Source organism: Paenibacillus enshidis (assembly GCF_042136365.1).
GTDB classification, from domain to species: domain Bacteria; phylum Bacillota; class Bacilli; order Paenibacillales; family Paenibacillaceae; genus Paenibacillus; species Paenibacillus enshidis.
The window spans coordinates 80,601-97,467 of sequence record NZ_JBHHMI010000011.1 but is presented as its reverse complement, the minus strand read 5'-3'; the positions used below and the strand labels follow the sequence as shown (position 1 = coordinate 97,467).

The following is a 16,867-nucleotide window of genomic DNA, read 5'->3' as shown; positions in this document are numbered from 1 at the left end:
TCCTCCTTCTTGTAGATTACACCCATCTTACATTCGCAAAAATAAAAAAACCTTTCGCCCCTTCCAGCAGATTCAACTGCTGACGAGGGACGAAAGGTTGTGACTTCCGTGGTACCACCCAAATTTGTCTGACCCCTCACGGGATCAAACCTTGGCAGGTATAAAAAACCATCGATGTAAAGCACCATTTTTTATACACTGACGTCTGTAACGTAGACTGTACGATTTTCCCTAATAAGCTGCTTGTTCACAGCCTTTCAGGAAAATAGCTCCGAGGTGAGCTCGTATGTAAGGGATATTGGTGGAACTTTCAGCTGCCATTCCACTCTCTGGACAACAGGGCCCTTATAACTTCGTCCTCTTCATCGCCGATATGTTCATGCAATTCTTAAAATGTTTAGACACATTATATGACCCCTTCGCAGGGATAGTCAATAGTTTCGTGAACAAAAAATGATCTTTATTTTTTAAAAGGCGGATTATTCCAAATTTAGGCGTAGATCCAGGACATTGCCTATCACGTAAAAACGGTATGTGAGCATATGCTGTGGCAAGGCATATGCTTACCTGCCATCACTTACTGGCAAAGCCGGACTGGCAGTTGTTTTCCGGCCGCCAACGGGAGGAATGCTCAATGATCCGCCTCCGCATGAAGAAAGATGATAAACAGATCAGACAATTAATCGATAGCGAGCTAGTTCCATTATCTCACATGAATCCCTCGCTTATACAGAAAACCCGCAAAGAGCTGCCCAGGCGCCTCGATCAGGGTATCACCTTTGTTGCGTATGAAACCAACCCTTCGCTTCTGCACGGTTTTATTCATCTGCTTCTGTACCGGCACATCATGGTCATTGACATGCTGGCTGTCACATCAGGAGCCCAGGGAAAAGGTTATGGAAAATCCCTCTTATCCCATGCCGAATCTCTGGGCCGTACCAGAGGATATGCTTTCTCCAGGCTAATGGTGGACGATGACAATATACGCGGGATACACTTTTACAGGAAACAAGGCTACTTCATTTTACATCATGACTCCTGGAATCGCTGTTATGAAATGAGCAAAATGCTGTTTCCCTATTAAGCTTCGGAATATGTTGTGAGACGCTCCGAGAACGAAGCATTCCTGCAATCGCTGTTGACCCTCCGAGCCAAAGGCGAACGCTACGCTTTTCCGGAATTGCTTCGTCCTCTCCGCTGCTGCGCGCATATCCCTGCTTAAAAAGCAAAAGAAATTTTAACCTTTTACGGGGTGACTCAAACGTGTTCACCTTAAATAGAACACCCCGACTTGTACACAAAAGGACCTCACAATCCACCATCAAGTGAATTGTGAGGTCCCTTCTCTTAAAAAAATTTGACCCTGTGTGAGGCTTGGAAAACACAAACAGACTTATGGGACAACCCCAACTCCCAGATGATTCACACGGTTTAACGTTTGCCAGGATCATATGGCTGTCCCAAGGCTGCAGGAGCACTTGAACGGCCTACCGCGCCTACCAGTACAATGATCGTGAGTACGTAAGGAAGCATGAAAATAATTTCCTGGGGAATATTTTGCGACCAGGCAAACAGCTGCACATAGTTGCGGATCGCTTGCGAAAATCCAAAAAATACAGCCGCCCCAAGAGCGCCGATCGGATTCCACTTCCCGAAAATCATGGCAGCGATCGCGATATAACCTTGCCCTGAAATCGTATTATGTGAGAAGGTGCCTGTTGTTGTCAGCGTGATGGTCGCCCCGCCAAGACCGGCAAGCGCTCCGCTGATCATGACGCCGATATACCGTAAACGATTAACTTTAACACCAACGGTATCCGCTGCGCTCGGATGCTCGCCCACTGCGCGCAACCGGAGACCGAAAGGTGTTTTGTACAATACATACCATCCGGCAATAACCAGGATAATGGCCAGATATGTTGTTGGATATGCGTTGAAAAACACGCTGCCGATAAACGGAATATCCGTTAGCCCCGGGATGCTCAGCTTGGTAAAACCTTGAATCAGCTCCGATTCGCCTGAACCGTCGAACAGGAGCTTAACCAGGTAAAGGGTACTGCCTGCCGCCAAAAAGTTGATGACGATACCGCTGATCACCTGATCTGCCTTGAAGGTAATGGACGCAACCGCATGAATGAGCGAAACGATCACACCAAACACGATCGCAGCAAGCACTCCGATCCATGCAGCAGCCGTTCCTCCCATCCCGGCATCTTCAGCGTAAAATCCGCCGATTGCAGCGGCAAAGGCCCCAAATATCATCAAGCCTTCAATCCCCAGATTCGTGACACCGGACCGCTCTGAAAAGATCCCGCCCAGCGATGCAAAAATAAGTGCTGTCGCAAAAACGAGTGTCGTATTGATGATTTGGCCGAGTGTTATGAGGTCCATTTACAACACCTTCTCTTTCTTGCGTTTGGAATAGAACGGCTTCAACACCCAGCGAACGATTCCCTGAGCCGCTATAAAGAAAATGATGGAGCCAATCACAATACGCGTAATTTCAGGTGGCACATCCGCTGCGAAGCTCATGCCTGCTGAGCCATAAGTAAGCGTTCCAAACAGCACCGCGCCCAGCAGAACTCCGAACGGGTTGTTCATGCCGATCAGTGCAACCGCGATACCGTCAAAGCCTGTCCCCGGCGAACTGGCCATTACCGACTGATAATGGAACACACCCAGCACTTCAAACGCCCCCGCCAGTCCAGCAAACGTTCCGCTGATAAACATGGCTTTGACGATATTCCGGTCAACATTCATGCCCGCATATCTAGAAGCATCTTGGTTGAAGCCTACGGAGCGCAGCTCATAGCCCTGCTTCGTTTTCCATAAAAAGATATAGAAAAATACCGCGGCAGCCACTGCGATCAGCGTCCCCCAATGCACGCGCGCATTACCCATCATTTGGGACAGCCAGTCAATCGATATCGATGCCGTAGGCTGAATATCAACCGAACGGTTCTGTCCTTCCAAAAGCATAAACCGGTTAATCACCAGATTCGCAGCATACAGCCCAATCCAGTTCAGCATGATACAGGTGATGACTTCATTTACTCCACGTTTGGCCTTGAGATAACCGGCCAGAGCTGCCCATAATCCGCCGAACAAAGCTCCTGCAATGATCGCCAACGGCGCATGAATAATCACAGGCAATCCTTTAAGCTGGATTGCAACAACAGAGGCAGCCGTCATCCCGATCAAAAACTGCCCTTCACCGCCGATATTGAACAAACCAGCTCTCGCAGCAAATGCAAAGGCCAGACCCGTCATAATCAGGGGTGTCATTTCCCGAATGGCTTCGCCAAAGTTATAGGTGTCCCCATAGACACGCTCAAACAGTGCTCCGTACGCCTCAATCGGATTATAACCGCCAATCAGCATAACAAGCGCACCCAGTACGAATCCCATAACAATAGCAACAATAGCGAGAATGAAGGAGTCTTTTGTAAACCACTTCAGAAAATTAGCCATGCTCTGCTCCTTTCTTCACCGTACTGCCTGCCATCATCAGGCCCAACTCCTGATCATTTGTCTCTTCCGGAAGTACTTCGCCGACAATCTGGCCTTCATAAATAACAGCAATGCGGTCTGAAACATTCATAATTTCATCCAGCTCAAAAGAGATCAGCAGTACCGCTTTGCCCTGATCACGCTGTGCAATCAACTGCTGCTGCACGAATTCAATCGCCCCAACATCCAAACCGCGTGTCGGCTGCGCAGCAATCAGCAAATCCGGATTTTTGTCAATCTCACGCGCAATGATCGCTTTCTGCTGGTTCCCCCCCGACAGGGAACGGGCTTTCGTCTGAATGCTTGGTGTCCGCACATCAAAGCGTTCGATCAAACCTTTGGCCTGTTCATTGATTGCATCATAGTTCAGAAACCCGTTTTTGTTGTATGGCGCTTTGTAATAGGTTTCCAGCACCATATTCTCACTCATGGAAAAATCCAGTACAAGCCCATGCTTGTGCCGGTCTTCAGGAATGTGGGAAACCCCTGCTTCCGATACATGCCGCGGAGTCAGGTTCGTAATGTCTTTGCCGAGCAAAGTCACTGTACCGCTCTCCACCTTACGGAGTCCGGTCAAAGCCTCGATCAGCTCGCTCTGCCCGTTCCCGTCCACTCCGGCAATGCCAACAATTTCTCCAGCCTTAATCTGCAGGCTCAGGCTGTCAAGCACGGAAATTCCGTCCTTATTTTTGGAGGTGAGACCTTTTACGTCCAGAACAATCTTGCCTGGCTTTGCCAGAGCCTTGTCCACCTTGAAAGACACACTGCGGCCCACCATTTTCTCCGCCAGTTCATTTGGCGTCGTCTCCGACGTCTTCACCGTATCCACAACCTTACCTCTGCGGATGATCGTGACCGTATCGGAAATATGCATAATTTCTTTCAGCTTATGAGTAATCAGAATGATGGATTTGCCTTCAGCGACAAGTCTTTTCATAATATCCATCAGTTCGTTGATTTCCTGGGGAGTCAGAACCGCCGTTGGTTCGTCAAAAATGAGGATATCCGCACCACGGTATAATGTTTTAATAATTTCCACCCGCTGCTGCATACCGACCGAGATGTCCTGTATCTTCGCATCCGGGTTAACCTGCAAACCATATTGCTCTGACAGGCGTTTCACTTCAGCAGCAGCTTTTTTATAGTCAAGCTTGACTCCTTTGCGCGGCTCTGAGCCAAGTACGATGTTCTCCGTTACTGTAAAAGGCTGTACAAGTTTGAAATGCTGATGCACCATGCCAATGCCCAGCTCAATGGCTCTGTTGGGGCTATCAATCGCAACCGGCTTGCCGTTTACTTCGATGGTTCCCTCTTCGGGCTGATACAGTCCGAACAGAATATTCATAAGCGTTGATTTCCCCGCTCCGTTTTCACCAAGCAGAGCATGAATCTCTCCCTTATGCAGCTTCAAGCTGATAGAGTCGTTGGCGACAATGCCGGGAAAGCGCTTCGTGATTTGCTTTAACTCAACGACGGGAGTTGCTGCAGCCATGAGATCACCCTTAAAGTTTTATTGGTAATGATTAGAGAGCATTGCTCCAAACGTAAGAACAAGGCCGGTCATTGTGAACCAGCCTTGTCTTCTGATTATGGGATTGCTGCAAACTTGATTTATTCTGCAGGAACTTTGACTTCACCGCTGATGATTTTTTGTTTGTATTCTTCAACGACATCCAGTACGTCTTGAGGAACGTTTTTGTTCGTTTCAGGCAGACCTACACCGTTGTCCTTCAAGCTCAGCGTTTCAGTACCTGGAGCGAATGTGCCGTCCACAACATCCTTGGATACTTTCTTAACCGCTTCATCTACACGCTTAACCATTGAAGTCAGTGTAACATCATCGCCGAATTCGAGAGACTGGTCCTTATCCACGCCGATTACCCATACTTGCTGACCGGATTTCACACGGGATTTCGCTTCATTGAAAACACCGGTTCCTGTTCCGCCCGATGCATGGAAAATAATATCCGCACCATTGTTGTAGATGGTTGCAGCAGCCGCTTTACCCAGGTCTGGCTTATCGAAAGCGCCAGTGTAGTTTACAACCACTTGAGCATTAGGATTTACTGCTTTAACACCGGCCGCAAAGCCAATTTCAAAGCGTTTGATCAGCGGGCTGTCTTGTCCGCCTACAAAGCCGACCTTGTTGGTTTTTGTCATTTTCCCTGCAACGACACCCACAAGGAAGGAGCCTTCATTTTCCGCAAAAGTTACGGATTTTACGTTAGGAGCGTCCACAACACTGTCGATGATCGCCAGGTTGCTGTTTGGATTCTCATCAGCCGCCTTTTTAATAGCATTCGCCAGGTTAAAGCCGATGCCCCAAGTCAGGTTGTATCCGCCTTTAATGAACTGATTCAGGTTCGGATCGTAGTCCTGGTCGGATTTACTTTGCAGATACTTCACTTCAGCTCCGGTTTCTGTCTGGAGCGCTTCGAGCGCTTCCCAAGCGGATTGGTTAAAGGATTTATCGTTTACACCGCCAACGTCTGTAACCATACCGATTTTAATGTCGGACTTGGCAGCTTCTCCGCCATCAGCGGCTTGCCCGCCGTTTTCGGTAGCAGCACCCTGATTTTTATTGCCGCATCCAGCCAGAATTACCGAGATGGCCAGCAGCAAGACCAAAGACATACTATAAAACTTCTTCATTCTAAATCTGTTCCCCCTTATGGTTGGTTCCTTCGGCCTATTCCCGACATCTGAAGACGGTGTCTACAGATGTCGAGAATAAAGGATTAGGACACTTACTTTAGAGATTATACAATCATGACCGCCCAAAATCCAGCGATCCAATAACCTTTGGTCAATTTTTTTTACAAAATTTCAATGTAAGCGTTCAATTTTGTTCAAAACACATACAATGTATCATTAAATGTCATATTCATTCGTCTTTCCCCTGTTCGATCATCACGTATTTAGTGGCAATATACACATATACGAAGATGCTCTCCCTTAGAGCTTACCCATTTTTCGCCCTGCTTACGCGAATATTCAGCAGTTATGTACCTCGCACCCACAAAAATAGACCGCCGAGAATTCGACGGTCTATATTTTATTGGATTCTGCTGCTTAAGCGTTGATTTTTTCTTTAGCTACGGAAGCCAGAGAGTTGAACGAATTAATGTCGTTAACAGCCAAGTCAGCCAGCATCTTGCGGTTCATGTCAACGCCAGCCAGTTTCAATCCGTGCATCATTTTGCTGTAGGACATTCCGTTTTGACGTGCTGCAGCATTGATACGCACGATCCACAGTCTGCGGAAGTTGCGTTTTGTCTGACGACGGTCACGGTAGGCGTACACAAGCGACTTCATTACCTGTTCTTTAGCTGTTTTAAAAATGCGGTGTTTGGAACCGAAATAACCCTTAGCAAGCTTCAATACTTTTTTATGACGACGACGAACGACGAATCCGCCCTTTACTCTTGCCATATCAAAAGACCTCCCAAAAAAATGTTTATGCTTATTGCATGATGATGTTCAAAATTACTTCAGGTTAGCCAACCCTTGTTTCAAACGTCTTACATCCCCTGGAGCCATCTCAGGGTTTGTTCCAAGGACACGCTTGGCACGCTTGGATTTGTGGGACAGCAAGTGGTTTTTGTACGCTTTATAACGCATTACTTTGCCTGTACCAGTAATTTTAAAGCGGCCTTTCAGGCTGCTGTGAGTTTTCATTTTAGGCATTTGTTACTTCCTCCTCAATTTTCTTTAAGCTTTGGAGCCAAAATCATGATCATGGCACGCCCTTCGAGCTTAGGCTGGCGCTCAACGACACAAAGGTCGGCCACTTCCACTTTGACACGCTCCAGAATTTTCTGGCCTACGTTGGCATGGGTAATCTCGCGCCCCCGGAAACGGACAGAGCATTTGACCTTGTCCCCTTCCTTCAGGAACTTCACCACATTGCGGAACTTGGTTTGGTAATCATGCTCCTCAATGTTGGAACGGAACCATACCTCTTTAACATCAACGATTTTTTGATTTTTGCGGGCTTCCTTCTCTTTCTTCTGCTGCTCGTAACGGAATTTTCCGTAGTCCATAATGCGGCATACCGGCGGTTTCGCCTGAGGAGCCACATTTACCAGATCTAAGTTAAGGTCGATCGCCATTTGCAAAGCCTCACGGGTCGGCTTGATACCGATTTGTTCCCCGTCAGCTCCTACCAGACGAACTTCACGCACCCGAATTTCATCATTGATCATATGTTCCTTACTAATAACACTCCACCTCCAGAACCTATTGGTCAAGCTTGGTTTGAAACATAAAAAAGGGATGTCGGCTGATCAGCCGACATCCCTGTCTAAATCACAAGTCATCATGAAAAATAACCATTCACAAATCATCAGATCAAGACCAGCCAGCCGGCGCCGGACAGGTGAGAAGCCAAAGCTTCTGCTTACTAATCCACCTTATTAAATTAACGTACTCAAAAATGATAGCACATCAAAGCAAGGCAAGTCAACCCTTAATAAACCTTTTTTCGAAAATCAGCTTGAATGAATATGGCACAAGGCGGTCAAAGACCGCCTTGCTTTTACCCCTGCTTGCTCTGAACCTCTTCCAAACGCACCACGCGCGTATGCTGTGTATGGCTCCATTGTTTGTTGTTCTGAGTAAAGAATGCGTAGAACGTGATCGGAAACCAGGAAATCAGATAGACCGGGAAAAGGAGCAGGTACAGGTATACCTTCCTGTAGGTCACCTTTTCCAGAAGCATCGCCGTCATAAACGTGGCAATGTTAAGAATAATCGCCAACGTACCAATCCAAAGTGGGATATGATCGTACAAGCTCGCGATGTTCGGACCGTCGAACACTACGGCATCCACCCACATGGCAGCCGTCATCAGGAAAGTGAGCAAAGTAGTATACACGTTCATCGCATACAGAGCCATATCGAATTTAATCAGGCTGCCCTGCTTGATGCTCTGCCAGAGGAGCGGGAAGAAATAGCGCCGCGCTACTGTAAAGTGCCCCTGCATCCACCGCAGACGTTGTCTGGAAGAAGCAGCGAATGTGAGCGGCTTCTCGTCATATACCTTGGCATCATAGTTAAACTTCGGATACACATTGCGCTGCGTGCAACGCATAGTAAACTCAAGGTCCTCCACCAGGCTCGTTGCGCCCCAGCCCATTTCCTTGAGCAGGCTCGTTTCAAAACACATGCCCGTTCCGCCAAGGAAGTTAGCCATATTGAGATTGTGGCGCGAGAGCTGCCACAAACGGTTGATATACCAGTAAGAAATGCCGTATGCAGCAGTAATCCATGAATCCTCAGGATTTTTGGTATCTATATAACCCTGGATTACACGCGCACCGGAGCAAAGGTCATTGTTCATTTCCTGCAAAAAGTCAGGATGCGCCAGGTTGTCCGCATCAAACATGACGATCGCGTCATACTGGCGAGGCATATTCCAGAGCTCCTTCAGCATCCACTCGATCGCATAGCCTTTGCCGCGCAGATTCGGATTGGTCCGCACACAGGCGTTCATCCCGTGGCTGCGTACGATATCCGCCGTTTTATCCGTGCAGTTATCACAAATGACAAATACGTCGTACAGTTCTTTCGGATAGTTCAAATGCTTCAGGTTTTCCATAAGCGCACCGACGACTTGCTCTTCATTATGCGCTGCCACAAGCACCGCGAACGATTTGACGGGCGGAGCTTGTTCTTTTTTCTTCCTGCGGTACAGACCGAACAAAGAGAATGCGAATTGGTACACTGCGATCAGCGCAAGGATGACCTGCACTGTCACAAAAATTGCGTCCAGCATGGTCTCTGTTACCCCCTTAAATAATATCCCTTTAATAACCTTTGTCTTTTCTTTCTAACTCTTTTCTGTAGTTCGTAACTTGACCCGGGCAGCAGCCTCTAGCGGGCGCTTGCCTTTTTTGCAGACCCCTAATTGTCCGGTTTCGATGCAAAGTGAAGCTGGACCTTCCATCAGATTGCCATGTTCGATTTTCCTTGGTTTTCATTCGTTTGTCAAAAGCTTAAAAATGCAGGATGCTCCAGAAAAAGCACCCGGAACGCCCGAATACGGAATATGCTGCACTTCAAGCTCTCATTCATGGCGGTTAGTTCTTATTTTCATCCATTTGCTTGCTTTTTATTTCTTTCGCCCCCCTTTCGACAATTCTGCTTCGTTGAAAAGGCTCATCTGTCCTGCTTTATTGTGAAGAGTTTGGAAAAAGAAATGGATTCACTTCAAACTTAAAGTTTATATAACTTTTTTCTCACAGATTGAATCACTGCATCGCCAGTCTGAATTATTTTAATCAATCCGGCGGCATGAAGTCAAAAAACAAAGTCCAAGCTTCTAATTCTTGAAATATGAAGCGTTTAAAAATATGATGGGTTTAAAGTAAAATTACATTTGTCCGCTATAATAATTGAAAATACATGCCGCTGAAAAAAGCGGCGCCGGAGGAGTCATATGGATCGCCTAGTCATAAAACTACTTACTTTGGAGCACCGGCTGTTCAAATGGATCAATGGACGCCTTCATAATCGCTTTCTTAATTTCTGGCTATACTACCTGACTCATCTAGGCGGGGCGACCTTTACCATCGCCTTTACGCTTCTGATCTGGCTGCTTGCGCCTTCGCCTTGGGCGGAAACCGGGGCTAAAGCCTTAATCGCTCTCGCGGTCAGCCATATACCGGTTGCTATAGCCAAAAAGCTGTACCCGCGGGTAAGGCCCTACGTTACGTTGCCAGAAACGAATACATTCCGCAATCCCCTGACAGACCATTCATTTCCGTCCGGGCATACGACCGCCATCTTTTCGGTGACGGTGCCGTTTATGGCCGAAGCGCCTATTTTGACGTTTATTCTGGTGCCGATTGCGTTTATTGTCGGAATATCCCGTATCTATCTGGGGCTGCATTATCCCTCCGACGTGCTGGCAGGAGCCATAGTAGGCTCCGCTGCCGCGGCAGGAACAGTTGCATTATGGCCCTAAAGCCGATAAGGTAAAATCGGAGGACAAATCAGCAGGGACAGGAGAACCGAAAGTGGCCAAAAAACGAGTATTATTATTATCGGAAGGTTTCGGGGCGGGCCATACGCAGGCCGCCTACGCGCTCTCGAGCAGCCTGCGCAAGCTGTCCCCGAATGTGCAAACAAAGGTGCTTGAACTTGGCAGCTTCTTGAACCCGCGCATGGCTCCGCTGATTATTACTGCATATAAAAAAACCGTCACTTCGCAGCCGCGGCTTGTCGGCATGGTCTACCGCCATCAATATAAAAAATCATTGAGCAGATTTACAACCCTTGCCCTGCATCGGCTATTCTACACGCAGACCCGCAGCATACTGCGGCAGCTGCGTCCGGATCTGGTCGTGTGCACACATCCGATCCCCAGTGCTGTCATTTCCCGGCTGAAGCGTCTTGGCGTGCATGTTCCGTTATGTACAGTCATAACGGATTACGACGCGCATGGCACCTGGATCAGCCCGGAAGTGGATAGGTATTTTGTATCCACCGAGGAGGTTCAGCGAAAGCTGCGGCTGCGCGGGGTGCCGATCACCAAAATCCAGGTGACAGGCATTCCAGTGCACCCTGATTTCTGGGAGCATCCCGGGCATGATGAAATCAGGAGCAAATTCGGGCTGAAGGATATGCCGACCGTACTTGTTATGGGCGGAGGCTGGGGCATGATGAACGACGAAATGCTTCATGAATTCCTGCTTCGCTGGAAGGACAGGATACAGATCATTTTTTGTGTAGGCAATAATGAGAAAATCCGACAGAAAATGCTGCGGGACGACCGTTTCCATCATCCTTATGTTCATGTGCTCGGCTTCACCCGCGAAATCGACAAGCTGATGGAGGTTTCCGATCTTCTCGTGACCAAGCCCGGCGGCATGACCTGCTCGGAAGGGCTGGCCAAAGGAATACCGATGCTTTTCCATAACCCGCTGCCTGGGCAGGAAGAGGAGAACAGCCAATATTTTGCTGCCCAGGGACACGGTGAAACGATCACATCCCCGGACGTGGTGGGCAAATGGATGAACAGGCTGCTGCATGACTATCCCGACATTGTGCGCAAGCGTCAGGAACACGTCGAAAACATCGCACGTTATTATCCGATGCAAAGCGCGCTGAGCATTCTGGATATGCTTGAACGAAACAAGGTGCTCTCCTAGGAGAGCACCTTGTCCTATTTAAAGGAGCTATTATATTATTGCTGCTCTCCGTTGCGTGAGCCGTACTTTTCCAGTCTGTTTTTATTGTATTCCGCCAAAGCCTCTTTCCCTGCAAGCACCTCGACACGATGAATGTTCATGCCTTTTCCCATAAATTTCTGCTCATATTCCGTCATGACATGCTCTTCATTGATGCCGTCCCGATGCAAATTCAGGGAGATGTTCGTCATCTGCATACCGCTGTCCGCTATCGCGTTCAGCGAAAACTCAAACAGTGTTTCCGAATCGGTTTTAAAATGGATTTGCCCACTGCTGTTCAGCAATCTGGAATAAACCTGCAGAAAACGGGGATGTGTCAGACGGCGGCGAGCATGCTTCTTCTTCGGCCACGGATCTGAAAAATTCAAATAAATGCGCTCGATTTCACCCGCCTCGAATACCTCCTCAATACGTTCAATGTTCGCCAAAGCAAGCTTGATGTTAGGCGGCGAATCCGCTTCGGAACCGCTCCAGGCAGCACGTGCCTTCTCGCTGGCACGGCGCACAAGCTCATCATACATATCAAACCCGATATAATTGATTTCCGGGTTGCGAGCACTCATCTGGCTGATAAACTGCCCCTTCCCCATGCCAAATTCAACATGGATGGGACGGTCGTTGCCAAAAAGACCGGCCCATTGCCCTTTATATTGTGCTGGCTGCAGAATGACCAGATCCTGCTGCTCTTCCAGACTTTCGCGAATTCCTTTTCTGCCGCGTAAACGCATGTTATTCCTCCATTATGCCTCATAATCTTGTCGGGCCGCATGATTTGTCTTCACGTCCCCTGCAATATTGTGCCGAACTTCACGGCAAAAGTAAACGGGAAATTCAAGGCCGTAAAAATGAAAAAGGAATTACCTCCGCCACTCAGGATGAATAACGGTAAGAAATTCCTTTTTCGATATATTTGGATTGGGGTCCAACTAAGTCAGTAGTTCATAGTCTACCTTATCCTTGGGGGAGAAATCAAATGTCTTTTCACAAGCGGCACGAATTTTTTGTCTGGCACTTGTTCCGATGTGCTGATTTGCCGGATAACGCACCCCTGTCAGTGCAAGCGCCTCATCGAACGTCAACTCTACATAAATCTTCTCAGGGCGCTTGTGGCTGGGCGTATTCATCCTGATCACCTCATGGTTATTTTTTAGTGAACCGGACCTGCAACATGTGTGGACAGAATAGAACAGCAGTGTTTGCTTCAACTTTCTGGTTCCGCTTTCAATATAACATATCGTGTAATGTATTTCAATGATCCAGAGCCCTTTCTTTGTTGAAATTCCGCTCCTGCCCCTTTTCTCCAATTCCCTTTTGAAGCTGTTTTTTGGTACAATAAATAAGGTCTATACGTCTGGAAGGAGAGCCATACCGTTCTCAAAATATATAGAGGTGCACATATGAATTCAAACTTGCTTACACCCCCAGCCTTATGGGGAGATAAACGGTTCCATACCTGGAATTATGAAATGCGCGAGCAGTTTCAGGAAAAAATATTCAAGGTCATGCTGGACGCCGGCTTTACCTGTCCCAACAGAGACGGCACGATTGCCACGGGAGGCTGCACTTTCTGCAGCGCCCGCGGGTCGGGAGATTTTGCCGGAAGACGGCGCGACGATCTGGTGACCCAGTTCAATACGATCCGGGACAGGCAGCATTTGAAATGGCCAAACGCCAAATACATCGGCTATTTTCAGGCTTACACCAACACGTATGCACCCGTCGAGGAACTGCGCGAATATTTCGAGGTGATTCTGGAGCAGCCGGGAGTTGTCGGACTTTCCATCGCCACCCGCCCTGACTGCCTTCCCGATGATGTCGTGGATTATCTGGCAGAGCTGAATGAACGGACCTATCTGTGGGTTGAAATGGGACTGCAGACCATTCATGAATCCACCTCACAGCTGATTAACCGGGCCCATGATACCCAGTGCTATCTGGAAGCGGTGGAAAAGCTGCGCAAACGCAACATACGTGTCTGCACCCATATCATTTACGGCCTTCCGCAGGAGACGCATGAAATGATGCTGGACACCGGCCGCGCCGTCGCCCAAATGGATGTTCAGGGCATTAAAATCCACCTGCTGCACCTGATGCGCAAAACGCCCATGGTCAAGCAGTACGAGGCCGGTCTTCTCCGCTTTCTGGAAATGGACGAATATATCAGGCTGATTGTCGATACGCTGGAGCTCCTCCCGCCTGAAATGATCGTGCACCGACTGACCGGTGATGCGCCCAGAGATCTGCTGATCGGTCCGATGTGGTCATTGCGAAAATGGGAGGTCCTCAACGGGATAGATAAAGAGCTAAGAGCCCGCGATTCATGGCAGGGCAAATACTGGAGGAATGCCTGATGGGTTTCCTGTCGGTTCTCAGTTATGCCCATCAGCTTGTCTCCGCAAGAATTCAGCCGGGAGACACGGCGGTGGATGCGACGGCAGGCACCGGGGCGGACACCCTGTTCCTCGCCAAAGCTGTCGGCAGACGCGGCCGCGTATTCAGCTTCGATATCCAGGAGGAGGCGCTGCGCCTGACGCAGGAGCGGCTCGACAAGGAGACTGGTCCCCTCGGTCAGGTGACTCTGCTGCATGAGAGCCACGCCCTGATCCAGGACAAGCTGCCCGAAGAGGTGCGCGGGACGGTAGCTGCCGTCATGTTCAATCTGGGCTATCTGCCGGCCGAAGGAGCTGATCCTGCACTCATTACGAGAACGGACAGCACCATTCCGGCCATGAATGCCGCCCTTATGACGCTCCGTCCACGCGGTATCCTGACGGCTGTTCTCTATCCCGGCCATCCCGGCGGAGAGGAAGAGGCTCATGCGGTCACTGAATGGGCCGCTGCACTGCCTGCGGACGGCTTTCAGAGCATCATCTACCGGCAGCTGCAGCGTCCTGCGGCTCCCTACGTCGTTGCCGTGGAGAAGAAAGCACCTAAGCTGTAGCCTGTATTTCTTTAAGTCCACCCGTTCCGTGTAATTCCGCTTTTATAATTTTTTACGCTGAAGGAGAGAGAAATCATGCTGAAACCTTATCCGTTGCAATTTCAACCCGAATTTAAAGAAAGAGTCTGGGGCGGCAGAGCCCTGGAACGCTTTGGTCTCACCCCGCCGGAAGGACACATCGGCGAAGGCTGGATGATCGCGGACCATGCCAACGGCACAACGTCTGTCGTCAACGGCCCTCTTGCCGGGAAAGGACTGGACGAGCTTCGCGAGCAATTCGGTACAGAATGGCTCGGCAGCAAAGGCGTCTCCGAAAAAGGAGGCCGCTTCCCCCTTCTGATCAAGCTGCTGGACTGCAATGACGATCTGTCCGTCCAAGTCCATCCGACAGACAGCTATGAGGGCCTGCCACAAGGCGAGCTTGGCAAGACGGAGATGTGGTATGTGCTGGATGCCAAACCGGACGCCAAAATCATCTACGGCCTTAAGGAAGGGGTCACCCCGGAAAGTATGCGCACGGCGCTTGAAAATGGAACCATCATGGATCTTCTGAACCAGATTCCGGTGCAAGCAGGAGACGCCTTCTTTATCCCGGCCGGAACGGTGCATGCTTTATGTGCAGGTGTGCTCGTGGCGGAAATCCAGCAAAATTCGGATACTACATACCGGCTTTATGATTACAACCGCCCTGGACTGGACGGCAAGCCGCGTGAGCTGCATATTGAGGATTCCCTGAAGGTAACCTCCTTCGAAGGGGCGGGAGCAACCTCCATGAAAACCTCGGGAGCCAAGGCCGGGGAATGGCTGCAGCTTGCAACCTGTGACTATTTTACAGTGGAAAAGGGCATTGTAAGTGGAAAATGGGATTTGTCCACCACCCCCGACAGCTTCACCATCCTGATTGTCTGCGAAGGGAACGGAGTGCTTACCTGGGATAACGGCGGTGATTCCCTGACCTGCAAAGCAGGAGACTGCTTCCTGCTGCCGGCCAACCTCGGGGAGTATTCCCTGACCGGAGAAAGCACCGTGCTGAGATCCTACCTTCCGTAAGAAAAACGTCTATCGACGTACATTCGCAGAAGACAGACCGCATTTAGCGGAAGTTTTTCTTGCGATATCAGGAGGATTATTCCAGGAAGTTTATATTTTCTGATATCTTAAGCAGGCTCCATGTTCAGCACAGACAACCGTTCACATTCAAGGAAGTGACGCCACAATATGAAAGAGCATACGTTTACCATGTGGGATCATGGCGGACATAGCGTATTTGTGTACCGCTGGCTGCCTGACAACGAAGCAGACGTACACGGTATCGTGCAGATCGCGCACGGCATGTGCGAAACGGCCTACCGCTATCTGGAATTGGCGGAGCACCTGACAGCGAGCGGTTATGCCGTCTATGCCAATGATCATATCGGACATGGCCGAACCGCTGCCTCTTCGAACAGTCTGGGCAATCCGGGCCCGGATGCCTTTAACCGGATGGCCCGCAATATGATCGAAGTGGGCGAGATCGCGTCCACAGAATTTCCGGGAGTGCCCCGCATCCTGCTCGGGCACAGCATGGGTTCCTTTTTGACGCAAAAGGTAATGTATGACCCGGGGCAGTCCTACGACGGCTTTATCCTCTCAGGCACCAACGGCCCCCGCAGGCTGCTTCGTTTCGGGGAAAGGCTGGCTGTCATCCAAGGGATGCTGCAGGGGGCGGAACACCGCAGCTTGCTGCTGAACGCTATCGTATTTGGCGGGTTTAACCGCTCCTTCCGCCCGGTGAGGACCGGCTTTGACTGGCTGTCACGTGATGCGGAAGAGGTCGACCGCTTTATTCAGGACCCTTTATGCGGGGCTATTTGCACAACCGATTTCTTCCATTCTTTCTTCAGGCTTTTGCAGGAGATTCATCTGCCCGGGTGCCTCAGCAAAATTGATAAAACAAAACCTGTATATCTTTTCGCAGGTCACAGGGACCCTGTCGGCATGTTTGGCAAAGGCGTCCTCTCTCTCATTCAAATATATAAGGATCTGGGAATGGAACGGGTGCAATATAAGCTGTATCCAGACGGGCGGCATGAAATGCTGCATGAAATCAACCGGGAAGAAGTGATAGCTGACCTCATTGGCTGGCTGCAGCGCCAATTCTCGCCCGTATCCTTAAAATAAAGCAATAAGAGCATCCTTCACGCCTAAAAAAGGCCGAGGATGCTCTTTTCATTGCAATATCTGC

17 protein-coding genes are annotated in these 16,867 nt (G+C 49.3%); 7 read left to right on the top strand and 10 right to left on the bottom strand.

What is annotated here, in order from left to right:
• The first annotated feature begins 634 nt into the window (after positions 1 to 634).
• The gene (locus tag ACE41H_RS14325; RefSeq protein ID WP_375355988.1) at positions 635 to 1,084 is read left to right on the top strand and encodes a GNAT family N-acetyltransferase; all 450 of its coding nucleotides are present in this window, start codon (positions 635 to 637) and stop codon (positions 1,082 to 1,084) included.
• Between the two features lie 347 nt (positions 1,085 to 1,431).
• Here the strand turns inward: ACE41H_RS14325 and ACE41H_RS14320 are convergent, their stop codons facing one another.
• The 8 genes from ACE41H_RS14320 to ACE41H_RS14285 form a co-directional block, all read right to left on the bottom strand.
• A complete protein-coding gene (locus tag ACE41H_RS14320; protein ID WP_375355987.1) occupies positions 1,432 to 2,391 on the bottom strand; it encodes an ABC transporter permease in 960 nt (319 codons plus the stop codon).
• Positions 2,392 to 3,471, bottom strand: coding sequence for an ABC transporter permease (locus ACE41H_RS14315; protein ID WP_375355986.1), 1,080 nt, complete (start codon positions 3,469 to 3,471; stop codon positions 2,392 to 2,394).
• Complete coding sequence (locus tag ACE41H_RS14310; RefSeq protein WP_375355984.1) at positions 3,464 to 5,002, bottom strand: ABC transporter ATP-binding protein; 1,539 nt, start codon at positions 5,000 to 5,002, stop codon at positions 3,464 to 3,466. The genes ACE41H_RS14315 and ACE41H_RS14310 overlap by 8 nt, the downstream gene beginning before the upstream one ends.
• A gap of 119 nt (positions 5,003 to 5,121) precedes the next feature.
• Positions 5,122 to 6,162: a BMP family lipoprotein gene (locus tag ACE41H_RS14305; RefSeq protein WP_375355983.1), complete on the bottom strand. Its 1,041-nt coding sequence runs from the start codon at positions 6,160 to 6,162 to the stop codon at positions 5,122 to 5,124.
• Positions 6,163 to 6,582: 420 nt separating this feature from the next.
• Entirely contained in the window at positions 6,583 to 6,942 is a 360-nt protein-coding gene (gene rplT / locus ACE41H_RS14300; protein WP_375355982.1) for a 50S ribosomal protein L20, read from the bottom strand.
• Positions 6,943 to 6,996: 54 nt separating this feature from the next.
• Complete coding sequence (rpmI, locus tag ACE41H_RS14295; RefSeq protein WP_042205713.1) at positions 6,997 to 7,197, bottom strand: 50S ribosomal protein L35; 201 nt, start codon at positions 7,195 to 7,197, stop codon at positions 6,997 to 6,999.
• Between the two features lie 14 nt (positions 7,198 to 7,211).
• A complete protein-coding gene (gene infC, locus ACE41H_RS14290; RefSeq protein ID WP_375355979.1) occupies positions 7,212 to 7,715 on the bottom strand; it encodes a translation initiation factor IF-3 in 504 nt (167 codons plus the stop codon).
• A 332-nt stretch (positions 7,716 to 8,047) separates the two neighbouring features.
• Positions 8,048 to 9,286 carry a glycosyltransferase family 2 protein gene (locus tag ACE41H_RS14285; protein ID WP_375355978.1) on the bottom strand — a complete coding sequence of 413 codons (1,239 nt, stop codon included), beginning with the start codon at positions 9,284 to 9,286 and terminating at the stop codon, positions 8,048 to 8,050.
• 663 nt (positions 9,287 to 9,949) lie between these two features.
• Here ACE41H_RS14285 and ACE41H_RS14280 point away from each other — a divergent pair.
• Together ACE41H_RS14280 and ACE41H_RS14275 are read left to right on the top strand one after the other, a co-directional pair.
• On the top strand, positions 9,950 to 10,477 hold the full coding sequence (locus ACE41H_RS14280; RefSeq protein ID WP_375355977.1) for a phosphatase PAP2 family protein: 528 nt from the start codon (positions 9,950 to 9,952) through the stop codon (positions 10,475 to 10,477).
• A gap of 52 nt (positions 10,478 to 10,529) precedes the next feature.
• On the top strand, positions 10,530 to 11,663 hold the full coding sequence (locus ACE41H_RS14275) for an MGDG synthase family glycosyltransferase (protein ID WP_375355976.1): 1,134 nt from the start codon (positions 10,530 to 10,532) through the stop codon (positions 11,661 to 11,663).
• A 35-nt stretch (positions 11,664 to 11,698) separates the two neighbouring features.
• Here the strand turns inward: ACE41H_RS14275 and trmB are convergent, their stop codons facing one another.
• Both trmB and ACE41H_RS14265 read right to left on the bottom strand, forming a co-directional pair.
• On the bottom strand, positions 11,699 to 12,430 hold the full coding sequence (trmB, locus tag ACE41H_RS14270; protein ID WP_375355974.1) for a tRNA (guanosine(46)-N7)-methyltransferase TrmB: 732 nt from the start codon (positions 12,428 to 12,430) through the stop codon (positions 11,699 to 11,701).
• A 198-nt stretch (positions 12,431 to 12,628) separates the two neighbouring features.
• Positions 12,629 to 12,826 carry a hypothetical protein gene (locus tag ACE41H_RS14265; RefSeq protein ID WP_375355973.1) on the bottom strand — a complete coding sequence of 66 codons (198 nt, stop codon included), beginning with the start codon at positions 12,824 to 12,826 and terminating at the stop codon, positions 12,629 to 12,631.
• Positions 12,827 to 13,099: 273 nt separating this feature from the next.
• On the opposite strand from ACE41H_RS14265, the gene mnmL reads away from it, so the two are divergent.
• The 4 genes from mnmL (at position 13,100) to ACE41H_RS14245 (ending at position 16,803) form a co-directional block, all read left to right on the top strand.
• Positions 13,100 to 14,053 (top strand): tRNA modification radical SAM protein MnmL/YtqA, encoded by a 954-nt coding sequence (gene mnmL / locus ACE41H_RS14260; protein WP_375355971.1) that lies wholly within the window; start codon positions 13,100 to 13,102, stop codon positions 14,051 to 14,053.
• A complete protein-coding gene (gene mnmM / locus ACE41H_RS14255; RefSeq protein ID WP_375356078.1) occupies positions 14,053 to 14,643 on the top strand; it encodes a tRNA 5-(aminomethyl)-2-thiouridylate-methyltransferase MnmM in 591 nt (196 codons plus the stop codon). The genes mnmL and mnmM overlap by 1 nt, the downstream gene beginning before the upstream one ends.
• Positions 14,644 to 14,718: 75 nt before the next feature.
• Complete coding sequence (locus ACE41H_RS14250; protein WP_375355970.1) at positions 14,719 to 15,693, top strand: type I phosphomannose isomerase catalytic subunit; 975 nt, start codon at positions 14,719 to 14,721, stop codon at positions 15,691 to 15,693.
• A gap of 168 nt (positions 15,694 to 15,861) precedes the next feature.
• Entirely contained in the window at positions 15,862 to 16,803 is a 942-nt protein-coding gene (locus ACE41H_RS14245; RefSeq protein WP_375355969.1) for an alpha/beta fold hydrolase, read from the top strand.
• The last annotated feature ends 64 nt before the right edge of the window (positions 16,804 to 16,867 follow it).